Origin of the sequence: Yersinia aleksiciae, from assembly GCF_001047675.1 — a bacterium.
GTDB classification, from domain to species: domain Bacteria; phylum Pseudomonadota; class Gammaproteobacteria; order Enterobacterales; family Enterobacteriaceae; genus Yersinia; species Yersinia aleksiciae.
Genome location: NZ_CP011975.1, coordinates 1,488,347 through 1,514,406, shown reverse-complemented (window position 1 = coordinate 1,514,406; position 26,060 = coordinate 1,488,347). Strand labels below are relative to the sequence as shown.

Genomic DNA, 26,060 nt, shown 5'->3' with positions numbered 1-26,060 from the left:
ACCTGCCAAATGCTAATTCATATTGTTGTGGAAAACTCAGTTTGAGTCAAAATCTCTTTGATCTTTTCCTTGTTTTGGAAGAAACGAGCTATATAGCATTCGGGATGATGAACCATAATGTACTCCGTTGTTGAGTTTGAAATGTTTTTTACAAGAGGTGGGATTTTGGTGAGATCAAAATCAATAATATCTCTAGTATCCTTTTTAATATTATAGTTATTCATTACTAAAGCAGCTATAGCATAATTTCCATGAGTTAATATAGCATTTAGTTTCCCCGTGGAGTTTCGGGTTTCTCTCGTTATTTCTTTGGCTATTTCTCGATATAAAGTGACAACGTTTATTGTGAAAATCCCACTCACAGTTGGATTAAATACATTCCTATAAATACCACCAGAGAGATTATCGTAAAAACGACCTCGACTTGATTTCAATGTTGCCAAAAGGCGTTCATCCCCTAAGAAACAAACTATTGCAGAAAGAGCTTCATCTAGATCGATCACAGAATCAGTCAAGTTATCAACAAAGTCTTGTCGATGAATATTATACTTAAAGTTTCTTTCAACAAATATTTCATTCTGTATTCTTATTTGTTCTGGATCCTGAGATGCAAAGTCTCGGCCTGTAACCCTATTTTGATGGTTATTTGCTCTAGTAACTAACTCCGCAAAGTTATCATCACCAGCAATTTTTATGAACCTTATTGGAACCTTAACTGTTTCTAGAAAACCTTCATCTATACTATCCGCATTCATTCCGATAGTACTTAATGTTTGAGCTCCATTAATTATACTTGCATTTTTGAAATTGAAGTTTCCTGAGTCTCTTACAATACTAGCTCTCTTTCTTTCCTTTTTCTTTATATCTTCAACCAGCACTGTTATTCCGTTGTTAAAATACCAGAATTTTTCAGGTGAAGTATTAAGTGTATCTTTAATTGATAGGTTTACATCAGTTTTACCGCCTAGTACACCACGAATATTTTTTTCTAATAGTTTATCAGCATATGTTTCCCACCAGTCGGCAAGTTGTATCCCAGATATAATCCCAAATACAGCTTCATAAGGTTCTGTTGTCATACCATATTGTAGAAGCTCAACGTTTTCCAATACAACGCTATGAGATGATTCTTTTCTAAGATAGGAAACCATATCCTCTAGTGAAAATGGAATTACTCGTACTATATAAGTGTCTCTATCATCGATATTTTCAGCACCCATACTAGCGTTAATTTCTTTTTCCCAATCAGTAATCCGTCGGTTTACGTCATCACTTAATTCTTTTTTTCCCGTATAGGCATATACACACAATATTTTATAGTCAAAATTAGTGATGGCCTCATGAATATCAGATTGAAATCTCTTCAATAATTTATTAAAGAGATTGAATTTTTCATCCATTAATTCAGTACACGAATCTTTGAATCGTAAGAAATCGGTAATAGCGATAGAGCCGGAAGCTTGTTGATCATATTTTGACTGAACTATTACCATGGTTTTTAAAGCATGATTTACATATAAAGCATCAATTCCATTATCATCAAAACCATCACATACGCTAAAGCCAGCTTGTTTATGATCATTCGTTTCACCGAACGCATCTATTGCAAAAGCAGCAATACAGCGTGATGTTATTTTTATATCTCGTTCTTTATCGTGGGCTGCTATATCATCTTTGTATATAAATTCTGAGTATGTTTCGAATATTCTACGTCCGATTCTTTTTGCTAATACTGCCGATGCCATGAACATCTCCTTTATGTTTTACGATTGTAAATCTAAGTGAGTGCATTAACTATGAATTAGTTTAGCAAGAATATATTACCACCTTGAAATAATTTCCATTTAAAGTAATATTTGAGACCTGAACATTCATCTGCTCCAGCTTTCTTTTCCTCAAATCGCCTCCTAAAAAGTGCCTATGTAAATTGTGTTCGCATCAGTATATCAGAAGGTACTTAATATCTAACATATGGTTACATCCAAAAATGATACCTAAAGCAGGTATATGGTTTACAAAGTGGTTTTTTTAAGGTAACTCACTTTAGTTTACAGTCTAAGTTAGAGTTCAATAGTTATTTTGTTTAATATCGTTCACTAATATTTGTAGTCATTGGTGTAGTCATTTCAATAAAAAAGGCGCTAGCCAATTAAGGATAACGCCTTTTTAAACAACATCTTAACTGACTAGTATCAGTTCATGCCGTATTTTTTCAATTTCTTACGCAGCGTGCCACGGTTGATGCCCATCATCAGGGCAGCACGGGTTTGGTTGCCACGGGTGTATTGCATCACCATGTCCAACAATGGCTGTTCAACTTCAGCCAGTACCAACTCATACAGGTCACTCACATCCTGACCATTCAGTTGAGCAAAATAGTTCTTCAGTGCTTGTTTAACCGAGTCACGCAAAGGCTTTTGAGTCACCTGATCTTGTGAATTTACGGTTGCAACGGTCAGTACGTCAGAATTTACGCGTTGTTCGAACATAGTTCTGTCAGCTCTTTTTTCTGTTTACGCAAGATTTTCGAAATATGCCTCCAACGCCTCCAGCTGTTCGCTGGCATCCTCAATGGCGTTGAATGTGCGCCGAAACTGGTCGTTAGGGGCGTGCTCTTGCAGATACCAAGAGACGTGCTTACGTGCAATACGAAATCCCTTGCCTGGACCATAAAAGTCGTGCAATTCCCGTATATGCCCATTTAACAAGCGCTGCACTTCGCCAAGTGGCATCGGTGGCAGCAACTCCCCAGTGTCCAGGTAGTGCTGGATTTCCCGGAAGATCCAAGGTCTTCCCTGAGCGGCACGTCCTATCATCAGAGCATCAGCTCCAGTGTAGTCAAGCACCGCTCTGGCTTTATGCGGGTCAGTGATGTCACCATTCGCGATAACGGGAATGGAAACAGTCTGCTTAACTGCCCGAATGCTGTCGTATTCCGCCTCACCATTAAACAGGCAAGAACGAGTTCGGCCATGAATCGTCAGGGCTTGTATACCACAATTTTCGGCCAGTTGGGCAATTTCTATACAGTTACGGTGTTCTGGCGACCAACCCGTCCGGATCTTCAGCGTCACTGGCACATCTACCGCGTTGACGACTGCGGAGAGGATCTGTTTGACCAGATCCGGATGCTGCAACAATGCAGATCCTGCCAGCTTGCGGTTCACTTTCTTGGCCGGACATCCCATATTGATATCGATGATTTGGGCACCGTTTGCCACATTAATTCGGGCAGCCGCCGCCATATCATCTGGGTCGCTACCGGCAATTTGCACGGTACGAATTCCAGGCTCATCACTATGAACCATGCGCAAACGCGACTTATCCGTCCGCCATACCTCAGGATTCGAGGAGAGCATTTCAGATACTGCCATCCCAGCCCCCATGCCATGACATAGTGCTCTGAAGGGGCGGTCTGTTATACCGGCCATCGGGGCGGCAATCAGGCAATTTGTAAGCTGGAAGTGTCCAATACGCATAGACAAAGAATGACCACACTGTGTCCGTAAGGGCGCGTATATTACGCATTTTTGCGCCCAGATGAAAGGCCAAACTTTGACCAATTGATGAAAAAAGAGCAGTAAATTGCGACTCAATCTTGGCTAATTAAATATTTATTCATATATAACATGATGTTAAAGATAATTGGTTAATTTGTGCGCTTTAGTGTTTTCTACTAAACAACATCATTATTGACTGGTAACGCAACATAACCTTGGTCGAAAGTGCTGATTTATTCATCAAATCAACGATAAAGCACAGATTAAAATGTGTCTGGTATCTCATTTTGGCTAAAAATCGTGTGCGGTAAGGTGATAGGAAGTGCTGGTTTGAATGGCGGGAGAACACCCCCTGCTGTTATCCCATAACAATAGCAGGGGATCTTGCTGGTTATGCTATGACTTACGCACGCCCGTAATGCGACACCACTCTTCTTTCTCGGCCACTGGGTCGAGGGTGAACTTGTCCTCGTAAGCCTCAGCGACACCCGCCGCTTGCGTTGCCAACACGCCTGACAGGCCAAGGTGGCCGCCAGCAACTGGTAAGACGCTAATCAGGGGTGCCAGTTCCCGTAGCGGACCCGCCAAAATATTGGCAACCACTACGTCAGCGGATAAGTCAGCCGGTTGGTCTTTTGCCAGATATAGCGCCAAACGCTCTGAAACGCCATTACGCTGTGCGTTATCACGACTGGCCTGAATGGCCTGCGGATCGATATCAATGCCGATAGCGTGCGCTGCACCGAGTTTTAGCGCCGCAATCGCCAGGATGCCAGAACCGCAACCGAAGTCGATAAGGGTTTTACCCGCCAGATCGAGGCCGTCGAGCCATTGCAGGCATAATGCGGTGGTTGGGTGAGTCCCAGTCCCAAACGCCAGACCGGGGTCGAGCATCACGTTAACGGCGGTAGGGTCGGGCACATCACGCCAGCTTGGGCAGATCCACAGGCGTTCGCCAAAACGCATCGGATGGAAGTTATCCATCCATTCACGTTCCCAATCTTTGTCTTCCAACTGCTCAATTTTATGGATGAAACCTTTACCGAGTTGCGGGTTGTATTCCAGCATGGCAACCACTGCGGCCATATCGGTTTCTGCATCATACAGACCGATAACATCGGTATCGCCCCACAGACGCGTTTCCCCCGGCAGCGGCTCAAATACCGGATTATCGTGGGTATCCTGAAACGTGACAGAGACCGCGCCACTCTCAATCAGCACATCGCCAAGTGATTCGGCCTGATTACCGGTGGTGTTTAACTTCAATTGGATCCAAGGCATAACTTTTCTCTTCCAAAACCGATCCTTAACTTACGCTTTTGGATCGGTTTTTCTTAATTAGGTTTCGGTAAATAATACCGGCATATAGCGACTTATTCAGCGCTGACGGTCACTGGCTTTCGCGCTCGTGCCCGATCGCCAAACTGATTACCGATATAAAACGCCAGCAGATTGAGCACCAGCGAAGGCACTATTGGGTGCAGGCCGGCAATTTTAATGTTGAAACTGGCCAGTACTGTATAGCATACCGCACCGACAATCATTGAGCTAAGGGCTCCGTGGGCATTGGCGCGTTCCCAGTACAGCCCCAGCACCAATGGCCAGAGGAATACCGCCTCCAAGCCACCAAAGGCCAGTAGGTTCAGCCAGATAATCATCTCTGGTGGACGCCAGGCGGCAAGCAGCAGCAGTAGCCCGAGGATCAGTGTCGACATGCTGGAAATGCGCTTCAGTTTCCCCTCATTCTTCAACTGCGCCGGCCTCAGATTGAGGTACAGATCTTTCACGATAGTGGCGGAGGATTGCAGCAGTTGGGCATTGATGGTCGACATAATTGCCGCCATCGGTGCCGCCAAAAAGATCCCCGCCGCAAAAGGGGGGAGGACAGTGATCATCAGTGTTGGGATCACTTGATCGGGGATCTTCAGATCCGGCAGGATCGCCCGCCCGAGTGCACCCGCCAGATGCATACCGAACATCAGGATCGCCACCACAATGGTGCCGATGATAATACCGCGATGCACCGCTTTGCTATCACGATACGAAATGCATCGTACGGCAGTATGTGGCAGACCAATCACTCCAAAGCAGACCAAGATCCAGAATGAGGCCATAAATGGCACATCCAAGATCTGATCGCCCCCTTGTGGGGAAACCAGCGCCGGATCGATATGTTGCAGTGTCTCGACCGCTTTATGCAGACCGCCTGCGGCATGGATCACCGCCACTAACAGCAAAATGGTGCCGATCAACATCACCAGCCCTTGCAGGGCATCATTCAATACACTGGCGCGGAAGCCGCCAAAAGAGGTATAGAGCGCGATACTGACGCCGAAGATCAATAAGCCGGTGTCATAGGGGATGCCAGCGGCGGTCTCCAGCAAGCGCGCGCCGCCGATAAACTGCACCGTCATGGCTCCGACAAACGCCACCAGCAGACTGAGACTGGCCAGCCACACCAGTAAGCGGCTCTGATAGCGGGCATACAGCATGTCGTTGAGGGTCACGGCATTATAACGGCGCGCCAAAATAGCAAATTTCTTACCTAAAACACCCAACGACAACCAGACCGCGGGCAGTTGGATCATCGCCAACAAGACCCAGCCGAGGCCATATTTATAGGCCGCACCCGGCCCGCCGATGAATGAGCTGGCGCTGATATAGGTGGCGGTTAGGGTCATTGCCAATACGAATCCCCCCATCGAGCGATTGCCGATGAAGTATTCATTGAGAAAATTCCCAGTTTGGCGGCGGGTATAAGCATAAATAGATAAGCCAAATACCATCGCCAAATAGCCCACTAATGGCAGGATGACATCAGTTTGCATCGTCGTCCCCCAGTGGGATATCACGGAAAATCACGCGTACCATCAGCCAACATAGCCCGATAAACAGCAGCGGCAGTGCAATACAGGCAGCTTCAAACCAGGCGGGCAAGCCACTCATACCGGGGAGATTACCCGGGAAATACGCTGTTATTATCCAGCCAACCAGATAAGCCAGCGTTAAGCCAAAGGCCCAGCGCGCTTCTTTGTTTGCCTGTAGGAATCTTGTTTCCAATTTGTCCTCCCATACCCTTCGTACTTGGCGCTACGGCGTTGTTAGCTGCTTTCACCCACCCGAATCACTGACGTGAGTCAGCTCATCGGGATGCGCTCGTTTGCTGCCTAGCTGTAACACCAATTACTTTGGGTAATTTCTTCGTACTTGGCGCTACGGCGTTGTTAGCTTGGCCGCTCCCGCTACCCGAATTGATTTATCGGATTTCATTCGTTTGCCACATGGTAGTTGGGCCAATTATTTAGGGTATCTAAGCCGAAAGAAAGTTTAAAAAGAAAAAAGGCCGATGATTAACCGGCCTGATATATAAAGACGAAATGTTTGAAGGGCGAAAAATCAGGTTTCTTGTAACCCGAGTTTCTTCTCCAGATAGTGGATATTGGTGCCACCGTGCTGGAAGTTTTCGTCGTTCATGATGCGTTGCTGCAACTCAACGTTGGTTTTGATGCCATCGATAATGAGTTCTGCCAGCGCATTTTTCATGCGAGCAATTGCCACATCACGGTTTTCACCGTAAGTAATCAGCTTGCCGATCATGGAGTCATAATATGGCGGCACAGTATAACCGGCGTAAATATGAGACTCCCAACGAACACCAAAACCGCCCGGCGCATGGAAACGGGTAATTTTACCCGGACTTGGCAGGAAGGTATTTGGATCTTCGGCGTTGATACGACACTCGACGGCGTGACCATGGACTTTCACTTCATCTTGTTTGATGGAGAGAGGTTGGCCAGCAGCGATACGCAACTGTTCTTTGATCAAATCGACACCGGTGATCATCTCGGTAACCGGGTGCTCAACCTGAATACGGGTGTTCATTTCGATGAAATAGAACTCGCCGTTTTCATACAAGAACTCGAAAGTCCCTGCACCACGATAGCCGATCTCCACGCAAGCTTTTGCACAGCGTTCGCCGATATAACGGCGCATCTCGCCAGTGATGCCTGGTGCTGGTGCTTCTTCGACCACTTTCTGGTGGCGGCGCTGCATAGAACAGTCGCGCTCAGCCAGATAGATAGCGCTACCCTGACCGTCAGCCAAAATCTGAATTTCGATATGACGTGGATTCTCAAGGTACTTTTCCATATAAACCATGTCGTTATTGAAAGCCGCTTTGGCTTCCGCACGGGTCATGTTAATGGATTGCTCAAGATCTTTATCGTGGCGAACCACACGCATACCACGACCACCGCCGCCGCCAGATGCCTTGATGATGACCGGATAACCGATACGTTTGGCAAAGGCTTTGTTCTTGGTGGTGTCGTCGGTCAGCGGGCCGTCGGAGCCGGGTACGCAAGGGACACCCGCTTTCTTCATCGCGCTGATGGCGGAAACTTTATCGCCCATCAGGCGAATGGTTTCGGCACGTGGCCCGATAAAGATGAAACCTGAACGTTCTACCTGTTCGGCAAAATCAGCATTTTCAGACAGGAAACCATAGCCGGGGTGAATAGCCACCGCGCCGGTGATCTCAGCAGCAGAAATGATTGCCGGGATGTTCAGATAGCTTTTAACAGAAGGCGCGGGACCGATACAGACAGTCTCGTCAGCCAATAACACATGTTTAAGATCACGATCCGCCGTGGAGTGAACTGCGACAGTTTTGATCCCCAGCTCTTTACAAGCTCGCAGGATACGCAGCGCAATCTCACCACGGTTAGCGATTACGATTTTATCAAGCATGGAACGCCTCGTTACTCGATGACGACAAGAGGCTCGTCGAATTCAACCGGTTGACCGTTTTCAACCAGAATGGCTTTTACAGTACCGGATTTATCTGCTTCGATTTGGTTCATCATTTTCATCGCTTCAACGATGCAAAGAGTGTCACCAGCAGAAACTTTCTGACCTACTTCAATGAAGGCTTTAGCATCCGGGCTCGGGGTGCGGTAGAAGGTACCGACCATTGGGGAGCGCACGATATGGCCGCTGATAGCTGCCGGTGCAGCGACTTCAGCAGCAGGTGCTGGCGCGACGGCGGCGGCCAGAGCTGGCTGCTGAGGTGCAGCAAACGCATACGGCTGTTGCATCATTGGGTAGTTTGGTGCGGCGGGAGCACGACTGATACGTACTGACTCTTCGCCTTCTGAGATTTCCAGCTCTGAAATGCCGGACTCTTCAACCAGTTCGATCAGTTTCTTAATCTTACGAATATCCATGAGTGTGATTCCGTACTCTTTTTGTGTGGCAATTATACCCTGCATACTTCAAGTTGCATGTGTGTTGGCTGTCCTCGTTCACCCCAGTCTCTTACTTATGTAAGCTCATAGGGATTCGCTCAGTTTCCGCCTTCCTGCAACTCGAATTATTTCGGGTCTAGTTGGATTTTGACAAGCGATTTACCGCTGCCTGTAAAGCAAAGTTGTAGCCATCTGCACCCAGTCCGCAGATGATGCCAACCGCGATATCAGAGAGATATGAGTGATGACGGAAAGGCTCCCTGGCGTGCACGTTAGACAGGTGGATCTCGATAAACGGGATCTCCACGCTTAGCAATGCATCGCGCAGTGCTACGCTGGTATGCGTAAACGCTGCCGGGTTGATCAGGATAAAATCGGTATTACCCCGCGCCTGGTGGATTCTCTCGATCAGCACATGTTCTGCATTTGACTGCAAATGGGAAAGAGCGACATCCATTTCCTGAGCTTGAGTCTCTAACTGGCTGACAATCTCAGCCAAGGTGGTCGAACCGTACTTTTCCGGTTCGCGCGTTCCAAGCAGATTCAAGTTAGGGCCATTCAGAAGCAAAATGTGAAACTTATCCGACATTGTGCTGGTATCTCCGGCAATTAGTACATCATCGTAAAAAATAACCTGATGTCACCGATTTGTCACCTTTTTACGATGAATTTGACACTGCGATCGGTACTAAGGTCGGGCATTATAATGATATCGTAGCAATTAGCAGCTAAATACTGGTCTTATCAGCGAAGATATTCAATAGAAAAGAATCCGAACTGTGCATTCGCTACCAACAAATGCCAGTTGTTAGCGGCACCATTGGCGAAATTTTTTGTAGCGTAGCGCCAGTAATATGGCGGCCGTCACTGCATAAATAATGGGGAGGGGCGACAGCGTTTTGACCGACCAAAGATAATGAATTGGTGCAAGAATGGCGACAACATACACCAAATTATGCAGCTTTTGCCAGTTGGCTCCCATTTTTCGTTGCGCCCATAAGGTGGAGGTCACTGCCAGTGACAGTAATACTAGCCAGCTGATGATGCCTAGCGTCAGGTAGGGACGGGTGACCAGTTCACGACCGAGCAGACTCATGTTGCTTAGCCCCAGTTCCAGCACTGAATAGCTGACTAAATGCAGCGTGCCCCAAGCAAAGCACCATAAACCTAATAGGCGACGACAGCGGATCAGCAGCGGTTGTTTGCCATAGCGGGCCAGCGGTGTGACCAGCAGTGTCGCCAATAACAGTTTAAGGGTCATGCGGCCGGTAAAATGCTGAATATCCTTGGCGGGATCGGCGCTGAACCAGCCTTGATCGACGGATAAAACCAACCACAGAAAAGGCAGTGCTGCCGCTAGCCAGATCGCCACCTTGAGCCATTTAATGTGTTGCGGGCTGAGGCGCATCAGAAGTTTTTCCTCAGATCCAGGCCGCGATAGAGCGATGCGACTTGATCGGCATAGCCATTAAACAGCAGTGTCGGCTGGCGCTGTACATCAAGGATGCCGCCAGAGCCGATAAAGCGCTCAGTGGCTTGTGACCAGCGCGGATGGTCCACATGGGGGTTCACATTGGCATAAAAACCATACTCGTTTGGTGCACTCAGATTCCAAGTCGTGGGGGGCTGATCATTGGTCAGGCGGATGTGAACAATGGATTTTATCCCTTTAAAACCATACTTCCACGGCGTAATGAGCCGCAGCGGAGCGCCATTTTGTGGCGGCAGCGCTTTGCCATAAACACCCAGCGTCATGAAGGCTAGCGGGTGCATTGCTTCATCCAGCCGTAGCCCCTCGACATACGGATATTTCAGCCCACCGCCAATAAAGCGATCTTCCTGCCCTGGCATCTGATCCGGTGCATAGAGGGTCTGGAATGCGACGTAGCGCGCATTGCTGGTCGGTTCAACCAGCTTGAGCAGTTTTCCCAGTTCAAAACCAATCCACGGCACCACCATTGACCAGGCTTCAACGCAGCGCATACGATAAATACGTTCCTCCAGTGGGAAGCGCTTCATCAGATCATCCATATCCAGCGTCATCGGCTTAGCCACTTCACCGTCGATTTTGATTTGCCAGCCTTCCGTTTTCAGGGTGCCGGCATTGGCGGCGGGATCGGCCTTATCAAGGCCAAATTCATAGAAATTATTGTAGCCAGTCACTTTATCTTCCGGCGTCATCGCCAGATTGGGGTGATAGGCGGCGGATTGGGTAAACTCCAGTGGTTTCCCTGAAGGGGCTTTGGGGCGATTGTTGCCTTTAAACCATGCCAGCAAATCGGCCTGTGCTGAGGTGGGTAACGCCAGCGCGGCGGCCGTAATTCCCAATGCCTGCAATACCTTACGGCGTTGGTAAAAGATGCTCTCAGGAGTGACATCCGCTTCCGTCAGTTTGCGCGGCGTATTATTTTCATGAGAAACATTTGTACGGGAAACGTTATTTTTGGCGTGAGATAAAACGTTGCGCATAGGGTTACTCCATCGAACAGGGCGTCATATTGACCGTAGTGATATTAATCATGGCGGCTTATGGCGATAAGTGCGAGAGAGCAAAGAGAAATTTAAAAATACTTACAATGAGGGTGAGGAGAGACCGGGGGGCGTAATACCCACCCGGCAGTATTTATCACAAAAACAGTATTTATCAGAAAAACAGTGCTGATGAGGAAAACAGCTAATCAGCGCACTTTAACCAAAGTTCGGCCCGTGACTTCATTCGCCAGCAAACGAGCGGCGATGGTTGGTGCATCGGCCAGGGTGATGGATTGCGATGCTTGCTGATAGAAGCTTTCAGGTAAGATCTTCAGCAGCCGCTGCCAGGCTTGCTGACGGCGCGGTTGTGGTGTCATCACTGAATCCACCCCCTGCAAGCGCACATTACGCAGAATAAATGGCATCACGGTAGTTGGCAGTGTGTAACCGCCCGCCAGCCCACATGCTGCAACAGTGCCGTTGTAGTTCATCTGTGCCAGCACTTTGGCCAGCAATTTGTCGCCAACGGTATCAATAGCCCCTGCCCACAGCTGTTTTTCCAACGGGCGCGAAGCATCGAGATAATCATTGCGGGATAACACTCGGTGCGCACCCAAACTTTTCAGGTATTCACTGTTACTGTCACGACCCGAAATCGCGGCAATCTGGTAGCCCAGCGCAGAAAGTAGGGCGATCGCGGTGCTACCCACGCCGCCACTGGCACCGGTGACCACCACCTCTCCGCTTTCTGGTGTAACGCCACCCTCTTCCAGCGCCATGACGCACAACATGGCAGTAAAGCCCGCAGTGCCGATAATCATCGCTTTACGCGGTTCCAGCCCTTCCGGCATGGGCACTAGCCAGTCGCCATTCACACGCGCTTGTTCAGCCAAACCGCCCCAGTGGTTTTCGCCGACCCCCCAGCCGGTCAGCAACACGGATTGACCCACGTGAAAACGCGGATCTTCGCTGCTGTGAACAGTACCCGCGAAATCAATGCCGGGAACCATCGGGAATTCACGAATGATCTTCCCTTTGCCCGTGATGGCCAGCGCATCTTTATAATTCAGGCTGGACCAATTAACATCAACCGTGACATTTCCGGCAGGCAACTGTGAGGGGGAGATTTCACGCACTTCTGCGGTGGTACGGCCGTCAGTTTGCTCAAGAACAAGCGCTCGCATATCGCACTCCAAAAAACAGGGAAAGTATGAGTTAAGAGTGAGCCAATATAACGACAACATCAACCTTATAGCCTGATCAAGGACAAAAATCAGGCCGTTGATTTTGACTAGGACTATCCTTGAAAGAGGAACTCCCGAACTTCAGGGAAAATGGTGGAGTTATTGGGCTATTGTCGCATTATGAAGTAAAAAAGCAGTGTTATAAGCTGTGTTGTCATATAGTATTTTCCTCAAGGGAATTGAGTTTTTTACTTCTAATGCGCTTCGCAAGGCTAAGGGATGCGATTTACAACCAAACTTTCTGCGTTTATGACACTGCTGGTCGTATTGGCCATGTGTTTGGTGCTACTGGGTAGCACTATAAGTTTCTTCTATCTATGTCAGAAGAAAATGGAGCAGCGGCTCCAGAGTATTGTCACGGCTTATGATCAGTCGCTGTTACTGCAACCGCCTGAACATGAACGCAAATGGCTGCCTATCATGATGCGAACGCTTGGCGTCGTGGATGTCACTATTCAGAACGAAACCAGTACCTTGTACCATCTCAAACTCCCCGCTATCTATACACCTTGGAACAGCAACAGTAAGCAACGTACCCTAATAATACCGATGCTACATCAACCGGGTGCATCGATGCATTTTACCTATATTGACCCCTTAAATAGCTATGCCCGCTCTCTGTATGCTGTGGCAATTTTGTCGCTGGCAACACTGGTGATCGCACTGACACTTTGGTTGAGTTTTCGTTGGCTACGTGAGCAGACCTCCGGGCAAGAGAGATTGGAGTGGCGAGCAAAACGTATCCTGAATGGTGAGCGTGAACACGCGATTCGCAGCGAAGGCCATGAATGGCCCCCCAGTGCCAGCCGCGCCATTGACCATCTACTGGCGGAACTGACAGAGGTGAGGGCAGAGCGTAACCGTGTTGATACATTGATCCGCACCTTTGCGGCGCAAGATGCCAAGACCGGTTTCAGTAATCGGCAGTTTTTTGATAATCAGCTGACCACGCAACTGGAAGAGTCCGGTGCTCATGGGGTCGTGATGATGGTGCAACTGCCGGACTTCGATCGCTTGAATGAAACGGATGACCATCAGTTGGTACAAGAGCTGATGCATTCTCTGCTTAACATGCTTTCTACCTTTGTTGCTCGTCATCCCTCGGCATTACTGGCGCGTTACTATCAAAATGAGATCGCCATATTGCTGCCGCATAAAACCCTAAAATATGCCGATGTCATGGCCGCACAGTTGATCCATGCGGTCGGCACGTTACCCGAACCTCAGGTTATTGATCGTGAATCCTTGCTGCATATCGGGATTGTGGCGTACCGCAGTGGCGAGTCAGCCGAACAGATTATGGATAATGCCAGACAAGCGACCAGAAATGCGGCGATGTATGGCGGAAATGGCTGGTATGTCTACGATACTCAAGTGGCGGAAAGGGGGCGTGGCAGTGTCAAATGGCGTACCTTATTGGAACAAACACTGGCGAACGGTGGCCCAAGGCTTTATCAACGTCCGGTCATTACCATTGACGGCAAGGTCCACCATCGTGAGGTCATCAGCCGTATCTTTGATGGTAAGCAAGAGCTGCTGGCGGCTGAATTTACCCCCTTGGTGCAACTGTTTGGCTTGGCTGAGCGCTACGACCGCCAAAAAATCGATCGGATAATTCCTTTATTAGCTTTATGGCCGGACGAAACTCTGGCATTTTCTATCTGCGTTGATTCATTATTGCAGCGTCCTTTCCAGCGTTGGCTGCGGGATTCGCTATTACAATGCAAAAAATCGGATAGAACGCGAATTATCTTTGAACTTGCAGAGGCCGATGTGTGTCAACATATCGACCGAATCCATCCAATGATACGTTTATTGCTCGGCGTGGGCTGCAAGGTGATGGTGTCGCAGGCCGGATTGACGGTTGTCAGCACCTCTTACATTAAGTCCCTACGGGTTGAAATGATCAAACTTCATCCGGGATTAGTAAGAAATATCAATTTACGTTATGAAAATCAGTTGTTTGTAGAAAGTCTGACCGGTGCTTGTGTTGGTACGCAGGCAAAAGTTTTTGCTGCAGAAGTGCTTACTCGTGAAGAATGGCAAACTCTGAAAGAGAAAGGTATTTATGGTGGACAGGGCAATTTTTTTGCTCCACCGACGCCTTTGAATCCCGGAAAGAAAAAATATTCGTATTAGGCCGTGTTTAGCCTGATCGTTGAGCAAAAATTAACGTAGAATGTGTCCGTCATTTCCGTAAATCGTTGGTGGGCGCTTACTTCCAGCGAGAATCAGGTTAAATGTTAGATTTTATGTGCTGTGTTACGCCGGTCGTTGCGCAGAATCCGTGTTGTGCCAAGGTTTTATTCAACCTTTTCAAACGGTATGGACTCTGAATGGAACGATATGTCAATAACGCAGCTACTTTTTCACCGAATCGGGACGTTTTTGCGCCTTGTCGCTGGTTCGTGTGGTTGGTAAAGTAGGCGGATTTTATTTTCCGCCCCCAGCTTGCAGGATTATCCTTTCGTTATGTTTAAGAAATTTCGTGGCATGTTTTCCAACGACTTGTCCATCGACTTGGGTACCGCCAATACCCTTATTTATGTTAAAGGACAAGGCATTGTACTGAATGAACCTTCAGTGGTTGCTATTCGCCAGGATCGTGCCGGTTCACCGAAGAGCGTTGCGGCTGTGGGCCATGAAGCCAAACAGATGCTAGGGCGCACCCCCGGTAATATCGCAGCTATTCGCCCAATGAAAGATGGCGTTATCGCCGATTTCTTTGTTACCGAAAAGATGCTGCAGCACTTTATCAAGCAAGTTCATAGCAACAGCTTTATGCGCCCAAGTCCGCGCGTACTGGTGTGCGTACCGGTCGGGGCCACTCAGGTTGAGCGCCGTGCGATCCGTGAATCTGCTCAGGGCGCTGGCGCTCGTGAAGTGTTCCTGATTGAAGAGCCTATGGCTGCGGCAATTGGTGCTGGTCTGCCGGTTTCTGAAGCAACAGGTTCAATGGTTGTGGATATTGGTGGCGGGACTACAGAAGTGGCCGTTATCTCTCTGAACGGCGTGGTTTACTCCTCTTCTGTTCGCATCGGTGGTGACCGCTTTGATGAAGCCATCATTAATTATGTGCGCCGTAACTATGGTTCACTGATTGGTGAAGCGACTGCCGAACGTATCAAACACAGCATCGGTTCTGCTTATCCAGGTGATGAAGTTCTGGAAATTGAAGTTCGTGGCCGTAACCTTGCTGAAGGTGTACCTCGTGGCTTTACCCTGAACTCCAATGAGATCCTCGAAGCACTGCAAGAGCCGCTGACCGGTATTGTTAGCGCGGTCATGGTTGCTCTGGAACAGTGTCCGCCGGAACTGGCATCTGACATCTCTGAGCGCGGTATGGTGTTGACCGGTGGTGGCGCATTGCTGCGTAACCTGGATCGCCTGCTGATGGAAGAGACCGGTATCCCAGTGGTGGTAGCCGAAGATCCATTAACCTGCGTCGCGCGCGGCGGTGGTAAAGCGTTGGAAATGATCGACATGCATGGCGGCGATTTGTTCAGCGAAGAATAGTCAGCCAAAAGGAGAAACGCCAGATCGAATAAACTCATGTTCAGGGTAAGTGGGGCATAGGTTTAGGTTTGGCGCTTCTTCCTCATGTCGTCGAGGAATACGCATAATTTATGAAGCCGATTTTTAGCCGGGGTCCATCCCTGCAACTGCGGTTGTTCTTTGCCGTACTTGCTGCCATTGTTTTGGTTATCGCTGATAGCCGATTGGGTACGTTTGTTAAAGTGCGCACCTATATGGACACCGCAGTTAGCCCTTTCTATTTTCTGGCCAATGGGCCACGCAAAGTTCTCGACAATGTTTCTGAAACTCTGGCGACTCGCGACCAGCTCGGGCTGGAAAACCGTGCGTTACGCCAAGAGTTATTACTGAAAAACACTGACTTACAGCTACTCGGGCAATTTAAGCAGGAAAATAATCGCTTACGTGAATTGCTGGGTTCTCCGCTGCGTCAGGACGAACAAAAAATGGTGACTCAGGTGATGTCCAGCGGGACAGATCCTTATAGTGACCAAGTCGTTATCGATAAAGGTTCTAACAATGGTGTGTACGAAGGCCAGCCGGTTATCAGTGATCGGGGCGTCGTCGGCCAGGTTGTGGCGGTAAGTAAATTAACCAGCCGCGTATTATTGATTTGCGATGCTTCCCACGCATTACCTATTCAGGTGTTACGAAATGATATTCGGGTTATTGCCGCAGGGAGTGGTTGTACCGATGACTTATTACTGGAACACCTCCCCAGCAATACAGACATTCGCGTTGGTGATGTGTTAGTGACGTCCGGTTTGGGTGGTCGCTTCCCAGAAGGTTACCCGGTCGCAGTGGTCTCTTCTGTTAAAGTTGACAACCAACGTGCTTATACCGTGATTCAAGCGCGTCCGACGGCTGATCTACAACGCTTACGTTACCTGTTGCTCTTGTGGGGCGCTGACCGTAATGGCGATATCCCCTTGCCACCTGATGAAGTCCGCCGTGTGGCGAACGAACGTCTCGCGCCCATGATGTCGCAAGTGTTACCTGCTGCTGATGCAGTGGGGCCACCAGCACCTTCTGCTGCGGCACCTACCGCAATCACTGCGCCGGGAGTCTCGCCATGAACCGTTACAGCAGTAATGGCCGTTGGGTTATCTGGCTATCTTTCCTGATTGCCATGGTGCTGCAAATTATGCCGTGGCCTGAACAAATTTATATGTTCCGCCCTTCATGGCTGGCATTGGTTTTAATCTATTGGGTGATGGCATTACCGCACCGTGTGAATGTTGGCACTGGTTTTTTTCTCGGGCTGATTATGGATCTTATTTTGGGTTCAACACTCGGGGTGCGGGCGCTGGCGCTGAGTATCATCGCGTATCTGGTGGCGTTTAAGTTTCAGCTATTCCGTAATATGGCGCTGTGGCAGCAAGCACTTATTGTGATGCTACTTTCGCTCACCATGGATGTTGTGGTGTTTTGGTCTGAGTTCTTAGTTATTAATGTCTCATTCCGCCCTGAAGTATTCTGGAGTAGTGTAGTTAACGGCATTCTTTGGCCTTGGCTATTTTTGTTAATGCGTAAAATTCGCCGCCAATTTGCGGTGCAATAAGGACTTAAGACTCATGACCGCCCTGTACCTTGCATCTGGTTCCCCGCGTCGCCGTGAATTGTTAGCCCTGCTTGATGTCCCGTTTGAGGTGCTGAAAACAGAGGTTGAAGAGCAACGCCAGCCAGAAGAGAGCGCACAAGAGTACGTCCAGCGTCTCGCGCAAGATAAAGCACGTGCAGGGGTGAAGGTCGCGCCACAGGATCTACCCGTATTAGGGGCAGATACCATCGTGGTGCTCAATGGGCAAGTTTTAGAAAAACCACGGGATACCGCACATGCCCAGCAAATACTGAGTGCATTGTCTGGACAACAACATCAGGTGATCACGGCGGTGTCGCTGGCTGATCAGCAAGACGTGTTATCTGCTATGGTTGTGACAGATGTGACATTTCGTGTGTTATCCCAGTTGGAAATCAGTAATTATATTGCTACCGGTGAACCCATGGACAAAGCGGGCGCTTACGGTATTCAGGGGAAAGGTGGTTGTTTCGTCAGGTCCATCACTGGCAGTTATCATGCCGTGGTCGGTCTGCCGTTGGTAGAAACCCATGAATTACTAAGTAATTTCATTGCGCTACGTAATGTGAGAGGAATACATGACAGCTGAATTACTGGTCAATATTACCCCGTCTGAAACGCGGGTTGCCTACATTGATGGTGGCATCCTGCAAGAGATACATATCGAACGTGAAGCCAAACGAGGGATTGTTGGCAATATCTACAAAGGCCGAGTCAGCCGGGTGTTACCGGGGATGCAAGCGGCTTTTGTTGATATCGGTCTGGAGAAGGCCGCCTTCCTCCATGCTTCCGATATCATGCCCCACACCGAATGCGTGGCTGGGGATGAGCAGAAAAATTTCAATGTGCGCGATATCGCTGAACTGGTTCGCCAGGGCCAGGATTTAATGGTGCAGGTGGTGAAAGATCCCCTCGGCACCAAAGGCGCACGTTTAACCACCGATATCACCCTGCCTTCACGCTATTTGGTGTTAATGCCGGGGGCTGCACATGTCGGCGTTTCTCAGCGTATTGAGAGTGAAGTTGAGCGCGAACGGCTGAAAAAGACCGTGGCAGCCTATTGCGATGAGCAAGGTGGTTTTATCATCCGCACGGCCGCTGAAGGCATTGGCGAAGAAGAGTTATCGGCTGATGCAGCGTTTCTTAAACGCTTATGGACCAAGGTTCAGGAGCGCAAAAAACGCAATATCACCAAATATAAGCTGTATGGCGAGATGGCGTTGGCGCAGCGTGTGCTACGCGACTTTGCCGGAGCAGCGCTGGATAAAATCCGTGTCGATTCCAAACTGACTTACGATTTGCTGGTGGAGTTTACCAGCGAATATATTCCGGAAATGACCGAAAAACTGGAGCTGTACGCCGGTAAGCAACCGATTTTCGATCTTTACGATGTCGAAAACGAAATCCAGCGCTCATTGGAACGTAAAGTTGAATTAAAATCAGGTGGTTACCTGATTATTGACCAGACAGAAGCCATGACTACCGTGGATATCAACACCGGTGCATTTGTCGGTCACCGCAATCTTGACGAAACCATTTTCAATACCAATATTGAGGCTACTCAGGCTATCGCTCGCCAGCTGCGGATGCGTAATCTGGGGGGGATTATCATTATTGATTTCATTGATATGAGCAACGAAGAACATCGTCGGCGCGTATTGCATTCATTGGAACAGGCCCTGAGTAAAGATCGAGTAAAAACCAGTATTAATGGTTTCTCTCAGCTAGGCTTAGTCGAAATGACGCGCAAGCGCACGCGGGAGAGCATTGAGCACGTTTTATGCAATGATTGCCCGACCTGCCGTGGCCGTGGCACGGTGAAATCAGTGGAAACTGTATGCTACGAAATCTTGCGTGAAATTGTCCGTGTTCACCACGCTTACGATTCTGATCGCTTCTTGGTCTATGCTTCCCCAGCGGTGGGAGAAGCGCTGAAAGGCGAAGAGTCTCATGCACTGGCCGAGGTGGAAATCTTCGTCGGCAAGCAGGTCAAAGTTCAGATTGAGCCGCTGTATAACCAAGAACAGTTTGACGTGGTGATGATGTAAGAGCCTTCCAACCTGAGATGGGATGGGTGCGATTAAGATCCGCTGCTAGCTTTGCAGTGGATGGCAAGGAGAGATGTGTGAGGCGACTGCCCAGGATTTTGTTAGCGACAGGCGCCACAATAATTGTTGTGGTGGCGTTGTTGGTCAGTGGGCTACGCATGATGCTGCCTCTCATCAACGATTATCGTCCGCAAATCGTGGCCAAAGTTCAGTCCATCAGCGGGATTCCACTGGAGGTGGGGTTCATGCAGGGGACGTGGGAAACCTTTGGCCCGACGCTGGAATTGCGTGATATTAGCGCTAAATTGCCGAAAGCCGATTGGCAGGTGCAACGGGTGACCCTTGCCCTCGATGTCTGGCAGTCTTTGCTGCACTGGCGCTGGCAGTTCCGCGATATGACCTTTTACCAGTTGCAACTGGACCTGAACACTACGCTGGATGCGCAGCAGAACAACAGCCGCAACCTTGAAACCAGTAATATTACCGATATATTCCTGCGCCAGTTGGACCATTTCGACCTGCGCAACAGCCGTGTTTCCTTCCTCACCCCTTCAGGCCCCCGTGCCGAATTAGAGATCCCGCAACTGACCTGGCTTAACTCCCGTAACCGGCACCGCGCCGAGGGGCAAATTAGCCTTTCGACCATTAATGGTCAGCATGGCGTGGTGATGGTGCGGATGGATCTGCATGATAATCAGGGCATTTTAAATAATGGCACGGTTTATATGCAGGCCGATAACATCGATCTTAAGCCGTGGATCAGCCGCTGGCTGCACAATAATACCGGGCTGGACAGCGCTGAATTCAGTTTGGCGGCTTGGTTGAGCATTAAAAGTGGCGAGATCTACAGTGGCAATGTGCTGCTCAGCCAGGGGCAAGCCAATTGGACCGCCGGTGACAAAAGTCATCAGCTAGCGGTAGACAATTTTGTGCTGGAAGGCCGCCGTCAGGGCAATGGCTGGCAAATCGACGCGCCGCAATTGAGTCTGAAAACCGATGGACAATCGTGGCCGAAAGGGCAACTCTCGGCGCTGTGGCTGCCTGAAAATACTCAATTCATTGGCCCAGACCAATCCCAAGAATTACGTATTCGCGCCACTAATATTCAGCTAGAACGTGTGGGGCCGCTATTGCCCACAGTGTCACTCTTGACCCCTGAATTAATGAATCGCTGGGCAGACTTGCGCCCACAAGGCATCGTTGATGCGCTGGCATTAGATATTCCTATCAGTCAGCCGCAAAAAACCCGTTTTCAAGCTAAATGGCACGATATCAGCTGGCAACACTGGGATTTGCTGCCGGGCGTGAATAACTTTGCCGGTGCATTAAGTGGTTCTACCGAGCAAGGTAAGCTAGATATTAACCTTAAAAACAGCACCTTGCCTTATGGCGATATGTTTCGCGCGCCATTGGAAGTGAGCCAAGCCAGTGGAGCAGTGAACTGGCGCGTTGATGACAAAGGTTGGGAGCTGTGGAGCGACCAGTTGGATGTGAGGGCGAAATCGCTGTGGGGCAATGGCAGTTTTCACTATCAACAGCCTGATAAAGGGCAACCCTGGCTTAAAATCCTGACCGGTATCCGCCTGTATGATGCTACCGATGCCTGGCGCTACTTCCCGGAGCCCTTGATGGGCAAGAAGCTGGCGGATTATCTGACCGAGGCGTTACAGGGTGGGCAGGTAGACAATGCCACGCTGGTCTATAACGGCAATCCTCATGATTTCCCTTATAAACATAAAGAGGGCCAGTTCCAAGTTTATGTGCCGCTACGTCACGCTACCTTCCAGTTCCAACCGGATTGGCCTGCGTTAGAGAATTTAGCTATCGACTTGAATTTCCTTAATGAAGGCCTGTGGATGGACGCGCCCCATGCGATGCTGGGCAACGTCACTGGCAGCAATATCAGCGCCATCATTCCTGATTATCTGAAAGAGAAACTCTACGTCGATGCCGAGGTGGTTGGCGAAGGGCGCGATGTCCATGACTACTTTACCGACACGCCGCTTAAGGATTCGGTCGCTGAAACACTGGCAGAGCTACAGGTGGGCGGTAAGGTTAGTGGGCGCTTACACCTAGATATTCCGTTGGAAGAGGATCACATCACACACGCCAGTGGCGAAGTGACGCTGAAGAATAACAGCCTGTTGGTGAAGCCACTGAAAAGCCAGTTGGAGAATATCAGCGGCAAGTTCCGCTTCAATGATGGCAATCTTGATAGCGATAGCTTATCAGCCAACTGGTTCGGGCAGCCGCTGACGGTTGATTTCACTACCGAAGAGCAGCCAAAGAACTTTTTGGTGAATGTTGGGTTACAGGGCGACTGGCTACCGGCTAAATTACCGGGTGTGCCGGACGATGTGGCGAAATTGCTCAGTGGCAGTGCCAATTGGCAAGGCAAAGTGGCAGTGCAATTACCTAAAAATGGCAAGCCGGATTACAAAATCGATGTCACGGCGGACCTAAAAAAAGTAAGCAGTCACTTACCTCCACCGCTAGATAAATCAGCTGGTCAGGCACTACCGCTGCATGTTCAGGCCATTGGCGGACTGGATTCATTTACCCTGTCGGGCAGCGCGGGGAGTCATAACCATTTCAATAGCCAATGGTTGCTGCAAAAAGATCAAGTTGAGCTGGCGCGGGCTATTTGGCAGCACGACACGCAAAAAGCGCCGCCATTGCCAGATGATAAAGGCCTGGTGCTCAAGTTACCGCCATTAGACGGTGAGCGCTGGCTGGCCTTGCTGGCACCAGAGTTGGCAACCCTGAGCGCGCCTTTTGCTTCCTCTGCGCAACCTAAAATCAAGGGCAGTAGTTCCAGTGTCATTCTCCCTAAGCGGTTGATATTAGAGACACCACAGCTGTTGGTTGGTGGGCAGGCTTGGCATCAACTGACCCTGCTGGTCGAGCCACTGTTGACGGGCACCAAAGTTACGGCAAAAGGCGAGGAAGTTGAGGGTAGCTTGCTGATGGAAGACCACGGCTTATGGCATGCTGACATTAATTATCTCTATTACAACCCTCAATGGACGTCGAACGAGGCGAAAGACCGGTTGGCGCAAGCGGCATTGCAGTCGCCAGAAAGCCGCAGTAAAATTTCGTTCCGCGACTGGCCAGCACTGCAATTGCGCTGCAAAGCCTGTTGGATTCTGGGGCAAAATATCGGGCGGATTAATGCGGATCTGACCCCGAAAGGCGATATTTTGATGCTAACCAATGGCTTGATTGAAGCGGGTAACGGGCGGGCAAAAATTACTGGGCAGTGGCAACAAGACGGCTCTGGCGATAAAACCACGCTCAATGTTGCGCTGACCGGGCCAAAAATCGATGACACCATCTCGTTCTTTGGCCTGACAACGCCAATAAAAGACGCCTCGTTTGATATCAATGCCGACCTCAACTGGCGTGGCGTGCCGTGGCAGCCACAGATTAATACCCTAAACGGGACGTTAAAGAGTAGATTGGGCCGAGGGCTGTTGACGGATCTTGGCGGCGGGCGCGCTGGGCAGCTACTACGACTGGTCAGCTTTGACGCACTATTACGTAAGCTCCAGCTAGACTTTAGTGATACGTTTAGTCGTGACTTCGCGTTTGATTCTATTCGCGGCACTGCCAATATCAAAAATGGTGTCATGCACACCAATGATTTAGTGGTAGATGGTTTAGCCGCCGACATTGCCATGAGCGGTAATGTGGACTTGGCTAAACGCCAGATCGCCATGGAAGCGGTCATCACGCCCGAGATTTCGGCCACAGTGGGTGTCGCCACCGCTTTTGCGATTAATCCTGTGGTTGGGGCCGCGGTATTCGCTGCTTCTAAGATTTTAGGGCCATTATGGAGCAAGGTTTCGCTGATTCGCTACCAAATCACCGGTAGTTTGGACCAACCGACCATCCATGAAGTATTACGCCAGTTAAAGGAGAGTAAGGCGCCATGAAAAATGCCAATGTTGCATTGTTGCAGTTATGCAGTGGTGAAAATACCCGTGACAATCTGGCTCAAATTGAGCAGCAGATCAAACAGTTAAACTCTGGTATTAAGCTGGTTCTGACGCCGGAAAATGCACTGTTGTTTGCCAATGCCGCCTCTTATCGTCACCATGCAGAGCAGCACAACGATGGGCCATTGCAACAAGAAGTACGTGAGATGGCTCGCCGCTATGGTGTCTGGATTCAAATCGGCTCGATGCCGCTGATCAGCCGTGAGTCACCGGACCTCATCACCACCAGCAGCTTGCTGTTTGATGACCAAGGTGAGCTAAAAGCGCGCTATGATAAAATTCATATGTTTGATGTGGATATCAATGACATTCATGGTCGTTATCGTGAGTCGGATACCTATCAGCCAGGGCAGCAGATCACCGTCGTGGACACGCCTGTTGGCCGCTTAGGCATGACGGTGTGCTATGACTTGCGTTTTCCTGGCTTGTTCCAAGCTTTACGGGCGCAGGGCGCGGAGATTATTACCGTACCGGCGGCCTTTACCAAAATGACCGGTGAAGCTCACTGGGAAATTTTATTGCGCGCGCGGGCGATTGAAAACCAGTGCGTGATTTTGGCCGCAGCCCAAGTAGGGCGGCACGGTGCTACCCGCCGTACTTGGGGCCACACCATGGCAGTTGATGCTTGGGGCAAAATATTGGGGCAGAACCCCGATGCGGTGGCTGCCTTAAAAGTCAAAATTGAAACCACAGGCTTAAAAACCATCCGTAATCAAATGCCGGTATTGCAGCACAATCGCTTTTTAGCGCCGCTGGTGCCGTCATCGCATAAACCATCATCTAATTAAAGAGTGAAAACTATGAGCCTCTCGTTTGTCAGTGAGCAGTTACTCGCTGCTAACAAGCTGAACCATCAGGACTTGTTCTCAGTGTTGGGGCAGTTGGCTGAACGCCGCCTCGATTATGCTGACCTGTATTTCCAGTCCAGCTACCACGAGGCATGGGTGTTGGAAGACAGCATCATCAAAGATGGCTCTTACAATATTGATCAGGGCGTAGGTGTCCGTGCGGTCAGCGGTGAAAAAACCGGTTTTGCTTATGCAGACCAAATTACCCTGAACGCCTTGCAGCAAAGCGCCCATGCTGCGCGCAGTATTGTGCGTGAATCTGGCAATGGCAAAGTTCATACACTGGGTGAGGTTCCTTACCAAGCGCTCTACCCGTTGCTGGACCCCCTGCAAAGCTTATCGCGGGAGGACAAAATCGCGCTGTTGCATCGCGTCGATAAAGTCGCTCGTGCCGCCGATAAACGAGTGCAGGAAGTGAGTGCTAGCTTAACTGGCATCTATGAGCAGGTGCTGGTGGCGGCTACCGACGGCACACTGGCCGCTGATGTGCGCCCGCTGGTGCGCCTGTCAGTCAGCGTGTTGGTGGAAGAGAATGGCAAACGCGAGCGCGGGGCTAGCGGTGGCGGTGGTCGTTTCGGCTATGCCTACTTCCTGGAAATCGTTGACGGCGAAATGCGGGCGGATAACTTCGCCAATGAAGCCGTCAGAATGGCGCTGGTTAACCTTTCTGCTATTGCCGCGCCTGCCGGTGCCATGCCCGTGGTTTTAGGCGCAGGCTGGCCGGGTGTGCTGTTGCATGAAGCTGTCGGTCATGGTTTAGAAGGCGATTTCAACCGCCGTGGTAGCTCCGTCTTTAGCGGGCAAATGGGTAAATTGGTCGCCTCCGAGCTGTGTACCGTAGTGGATGATGGCACCATGCAAGGCCGCCGAGGCTCACTGGCGATCGACGACGAAGGTGTACCGGGGCAATACAACGTATTAATCGAAAACGGTATTCTGAAAGGCTATATGCAGGATAAGTTGAATGCGCGCCTTATGGGGGTTGCCCCGACAGGTAATGGCCGCCGCGAATCTTACGCGCACTTACCAATGCCGCGCATGACCAATACTTATATGTTAGCGGGCAAATCGACGCCAGAAGAGATCATCGCCAGTGTGGAATATGGCCTTTACGCGCCAAACTTTGGCGGCGGTCAGGTCGATATCACTTCCGGCAAGTTTGTGTTCTCAACCTCCGAAGCTTATTTAATCGAAAAAGGCCAAATCACCCACGCGGTGAAAGGTGCCACCTTGATTGGCTCCGGTATTGAAGCGATGCAGCAGATCTCGATGGTCGGCAACGATCTGGCGTTGGACAAAGGTGTCGGCGTCTGTGGCAAAGAGGGCCAAAGCCTGCCGGTAGGTGTCGGCCAACCGACGCTGAAACTGGATAATTTGACAGTAGGTGGCACGGCTTAGGGGCTGTTATTAAGAGCAACGAGATTGGCATAAAATCTATTTGGAGCTAAATTTAGGACTAAATTTAGCTCCAGTGGAGATACTATGTTAGTTCAACCTATCCTAGCGAATGCCGCTGTCAGCATGCGTGATTGCTACAAGATCAAACTCAGAAATGTAGGTGAGAAGAGCTGGCTGTCCGGCGACATTCATCGTA

The 26,060-nt window shown here is 49.6% G+C and carries 21 protein-coding genes; 9 read left to right on the top strand and 12 right to left on the bottom strand.

The genetic code is table 11. The features are described from left to right. Positions 1-17: 17 nt before the first annotated feature. The 12 genes from ACZ76_RS06960 to acuI all read right to left on the bottom strand — a co-directional run bounded on the left by ACZ76_RS06960 (position 18) and on the right by acuI (position 12,399). Complete coding sequence (locus ACZ76_RS06960; protein WP_048618020.1) at positions 18-1,745, bottom strand: AIPR family protein; 1,728 nt, start codon at positions 1,743-1,745, stop codon at positions 18-20. Between the two features lie 447 nt (positions 1,746-2,192). Next, a complete protein-coding gene (gene fis / locus ACZ76_RS06955) occupies positions 2,193-2,489 on the bottom strand; it encodes a DNA-binding transcriptional regulator Fis (RefSeq protein ID WP_002210061.1) in 297 nt (98 codons plus the stop codon). A 24-nt stretch (positions 2,490-2,513) separates the two neighbouring features. Beyond that, positions 2,514-3,479 (bottom strand): tRNA dihydrouridine synthase DusB, encoded by a 966-nt coding sequence (dusB, locus tag ACZ76_RS06950; RefSeq protein ID WP_050125812.1) that lies wholly within the window; start codon positions 3,477-3,479, stop codon positions 2,514-2,516. 417 nt (positions 3,480-3,896) lie between these two features. Continuing rightward, positions 3,897-4,781 carry a 50S ribosomal protein L11 methyltransferase gene (prmA, locus tag ACZ76_RS06945; protein ID WP_048618018.1) on the bottom strand — a complete coding sequence of 295 codons (885 nt, stop codon included), beginning with the start codon at positions 4,779-4,781 and terminating at the stop codon, positions 3,897-3,899. Positions 4,782-4,873: 92 nt separating this feature from the next. After that, on the bottom strand, positions 4,874-6,328 hold the full coding sequence (panF, locus tag ACZ76_RS06940) for a sodium/pantothenate symporter (protein WP_048618016.1): 1,455 nt from the start codon (positions 6,326-6,328) through the stop codon (positions 4,874-4,876). Next, a complete protein-coding gene (locus tag ACZ76_RS06935) occupies positions 6,318-6,560 on the bottom strand; it encodes a YhdT family protein (protein WP_048618015.1) in 243 nt (80 codons plus the stop codon). Before ACZ76_RS06935 ends, panF begins: the two co-directional genes overlap by 11 nt. A gap of 336 nt (positions 6,561-6,896) precedes the next feature. Continuing rightward, positions 6,897-8,246, bottom strand: coding sequence for an acetyl-CoA carboxylase biotin carboxylase subunit (accC, locus tag ACZ76_RS06930; RefSeq protein ID WP_005271359.1), 1,350 nt, complete (start codon positions 8,244-8,246; stop codon positions 6,897-6,899). 11 nt (positions 8,247-8,257) lie between these two features. Continuing rightward, on the bottom strand, positions 8,258-8,722 hold the full coding sequence (gene accB / locus ACZ76_RS06925) for an acetyl-CoA carboxylase biotin carboxyl carrier protein (protein WP_048618011.1): 465 nt from the start codon (positions 8,720-8,722) through the stop codon (positions 8,258-8,260). Positions 8,723-8,879: 157 nt separating this feature from the next. Continuing rightward, the gene (gene aroQ / locus ACZ76_RS06920) at positions 8,880-9,332 is read right to left on the bottom strand and encodes a type II 3-dehydroquinate dehydratase (protein WP_048618009.1); all 453 of its coding nucleotides are present in this window, start codon (positions 9,330-9,332) and stop codon (positions 8,880-8,882) included. A gap of 219 nt (positions 9,333-9,551) precedes the next feature. Then, positions 9,552-10,151 (bottom strand): protein-methionine-sulfoxide reductase heme-binding subunit MsrQ, encoded by a 600-nt coding sequence (gene msrQ, locus ACZ76_RS06915; protein WP_048618007.1) that lies wholly within the window; start codon positions 10,149-10,151, stop codon positions 9,552-9,554. Further along, complete coding sequence (msrP, locus tag ACZ76_RS06910) at positions 10,151-11,212, bottom strand: protein-methionine-sulfoxide reductase catalytic subunit MsrP (protein ID WP_048618005.1); 1,062 nt, start codon at positions 11,210-11,212, stop codon at positions 10,151-10,153. The genes msrQ and msrP overlap by 1 nt, the downstream gene beginning before the upstream one ends. A 209-nt stretch (positions 11,213-11,421) precedes the next feature. Beyond that, positions 11,422-12,399, bottom strand: coding sequence for an acrylyl-CoA reductase (NADPH) (gene acuI, locus ACZ76_RS06905; protein WP_048618003.1), 978 nt, complete (start codon positions 12,397-12,399; stop codon positions 11,422-11,424). Positions 12,400-12,678: 279 nt separating this feature from the next. Between acuI and csrD the strand changes: the two genes are divergently transcribed. From csrD to tldD, 9 genes are all read left to right on the top strand, one after another. After that, positions 12,679-14,598 carry an RNase E specificity factor CsrD gene (csrD, locus tag ACZ76_RS06900; protein WP_048618001.1) on the top strand — a complete coding sequence of 640 codons (1,920 nt, stop codon included), beginning with the start codon at positions 12,679-12,681 and terminating at the stop codon, positions 14,596-14,598. Positions 14,599-14,931: 333 nt separating this feature from the next. Beyond that, complete coding sequence (gene mreB, locus ACZ76_RS06895; RefSeq protein WP_004875762.1) at positions 14,932-15,975, top strand: rod shape-determining protein MreB; 1,044 nt, start codon at positions 14,932-14,934, stop codon at positions 15,973-15,975. Positions 15,976-16,085: 110 nt separating this feature from the next. Then, positions 16,086-17,069: a rod shape-determining protein MreC gene (gene mreC / locus ACZ76_RS06890; RefSeq protein ID WP_048617999.1), complete on the top strand. Its 984-nt coding sequence runs from the start codon at positions 16,086-16,088 to the stop codon at positions 17,067-17,069. Continuing rightward, entirely contained in the window at positions 17,066-17,554 is a 489-nt protein-coding gene (mreD, locus tag ACZ76_RS06885) for a rod shape-determining protein MreD (protein ID WP_048617997.1), read from the top strand. The genes mreC and mreD overlap by 4 nt, the downstream gene beginning before the upstream one ends. Before the next feature lie 13 nt (positions 17,555-17,567). After that, entirely contained in the window at positions 17,568-18,161 is a 594-nt protein-coding gene (locus ACZ76_RS06880; RefSeq protein ID WP_048617995.1) for a Maf family protein, read from the top strand. After that, positions 18,151-19,620, top strand: a complete 1,470-nt coding sequence (gene rng, locus ACZ76_RS06875) for a ribonuclease G (protein ID WP_048617993.1) — start codon at positions 18,151-18,153, stop codon at positions 19,618-19,620. Before ACZ76_RS06880 ends, rng begins: the two co-directional genes overlap by 11 nt. 77 nt (positions 19,621-19,697) lie before the next feature. Further along, positions 19,698-23,555 (top strand): AsmA2 domain-containing protein YhdP, encoded by a 3,858-nt coding sequence (gene yhdP, locus ACZ76_RS06870; RefSeq protein ID WP_048617989.1) that lies wholly within the window; start codon positions 19,698-19,700, stop codon positions 23,553-23,555. Further along, on the top strand, positions 23,552-24,406 hold the full coding sequence (nit1, locus tag ACZ76_RS06865) for a deaminated glutathione amidase (protein ID WP_048617987.1): 855 nt from the start codon (positions 23,552-23,554) through the stop codon (positions 24,404-24,406). Before yhdP ends, nit1 begins: the two co-directional genes overlap by 4 nt. A gap of 12 nt (positions 24,407-24,418) precedes the next feature. Beyond that, entirely contained in the window at positions 24,419-25,864 is a 1,446-nt protein-coding gene (gene tldD, locus ACZ76_RS06860; RefSeq protein WP_048617985.1) for a metalloprotease TldD, read from the top strand. Positions 25,865-26,060 lie beyond the last annotated feature (196 nt).

Excerpts from the sequence above, each read along its gene's own strand:
- ACZ76_RS06960 (WP_048618020.1), bottom strand. The coding sequence starts at position 1,745 with ATGGCATCGGCAGTATTAGCAAAAAGAATCGGACGTAGAATATTCGAA.
- fis (WP_002210061.1), bottom strand. The coding sequence starts at position 2,489 with ATGTTCGAACAACGCGTAAATTCTGACGTACTGACCGTTGCAACCGTA.
- dusB (WP_050125812.1), bottom strand. The coding sequence starts at position 3,479 with ATGCGTATTGGACACTTCCAGCTTACAAATTGCCTGATTGCCGCCCCG.
- prmA (WP_048618018.1), bottom strand. The coding sequence starts at position 4,781 with ATGCCTTGGATCCAATTGAAGTTAAACACCACCGGTAATCAGGCCGAA.
- panF (WP_048618016.1), bottom strand. The coding sequence starts at position 6,328 with ATGCAAACTGATGTCATCCTGCCATTAGTGGGCTATTTGGCGATGGTA.
- accC (WP_005271359.1), bottom strand. The coding sequence starts at position 8,246 with ATGCTTGATAAAATCGTAATCGCTAACCGTGGTGAGATTGCGCTGCGT.
- accB (WP_048618011.1), bottom strand. The coding sequence starts at position 8,722 with ATGGATATTCGTAAGATTAAGAAACTGATCGAACTGGTTGAAGAGTCC.
- aroQ (WP_048618009.1), bottom strand. The coding sequence starts at position 9,332 with ATGTCGGATAAGTTTCACATTTTGCTTCTGAATGGCCCTAACTTGAAT.
- msrQ (WP_048618007.1), bottom strand. The coding sequence starts at position 10,151 with ATGCGCCTCAGCCCGCAACACATTAAATGGCTCAAGGTGGCGATCTGG.
- msrP (WP_048618005.1), bottom strand. The coding sequence starts at position 11,212 with ATGCGCAACGTTTTATCTCACGCCAAAAATAACGTTTCCCGTACAAAT.
- acuI (WP_048618003.1), bottom strand. The coding sequence starts at position 12,399 with ATGCGAGCGCTTGTTCTTGAGCAAACTGACGGCCGTACCACCGCAGAA.
- csrD (WP_048618001.1), top strand. The coding sequence starts at position 12,679 with ATGCGATTTACAACCAAACTTTCTGCGTTTATGACACTGCTGGTCGTA.
- mreB (WP_004875762.1), top strand. The coding sequence starts at position 14,932 with ATGTTTAAGAAATTTCGTGGCATGTTTTCCAACGACTTGTCCATCGAC.
- mreC (WP_048617999.1), top strand. The coding sequence starts at position 16,086 with ATGAAGCCGATTTTTAGCCGGGGTCCATCCCTGCAACTGCGGTTGTTC.
- mreD (WP_048617997.1), top strand. The coding sequence starts at position 17,066 with ATGAACCGTTACAGCAGTAATGGCCGTTGGGTTATCTGGCTATCTTTC.
- ACZ76_RS06880 (WP_048617995.1), top strand. The coding sequence starts at position 17,568 with ATGACCGCCCTGTACCTTGCATCTGGTTCCCCGCGTCGCCGTGAATTG.
- rng (WP_048617993.1), top strand. The coding sequence starts at position 18,151 with ATGACAGCTGAATTACTGGTCAATATTACCCCGTCTGAAACGCGGGTT.
- nit1 (WP_048617987.1), top strand. The coding sequence starts at position 23,552 with ATGAAAAATGCCAATGTTGCATTGTTGCAGTTATGCAGTGGTGAAAAT.
- tldD (WP_048617985.1), top strand. The coding sequence starts at position 24,419 with ATGAGCCTCTCGTTTGTCAGTGAGCAGTTACTCGCTGCTAACAAGCTG.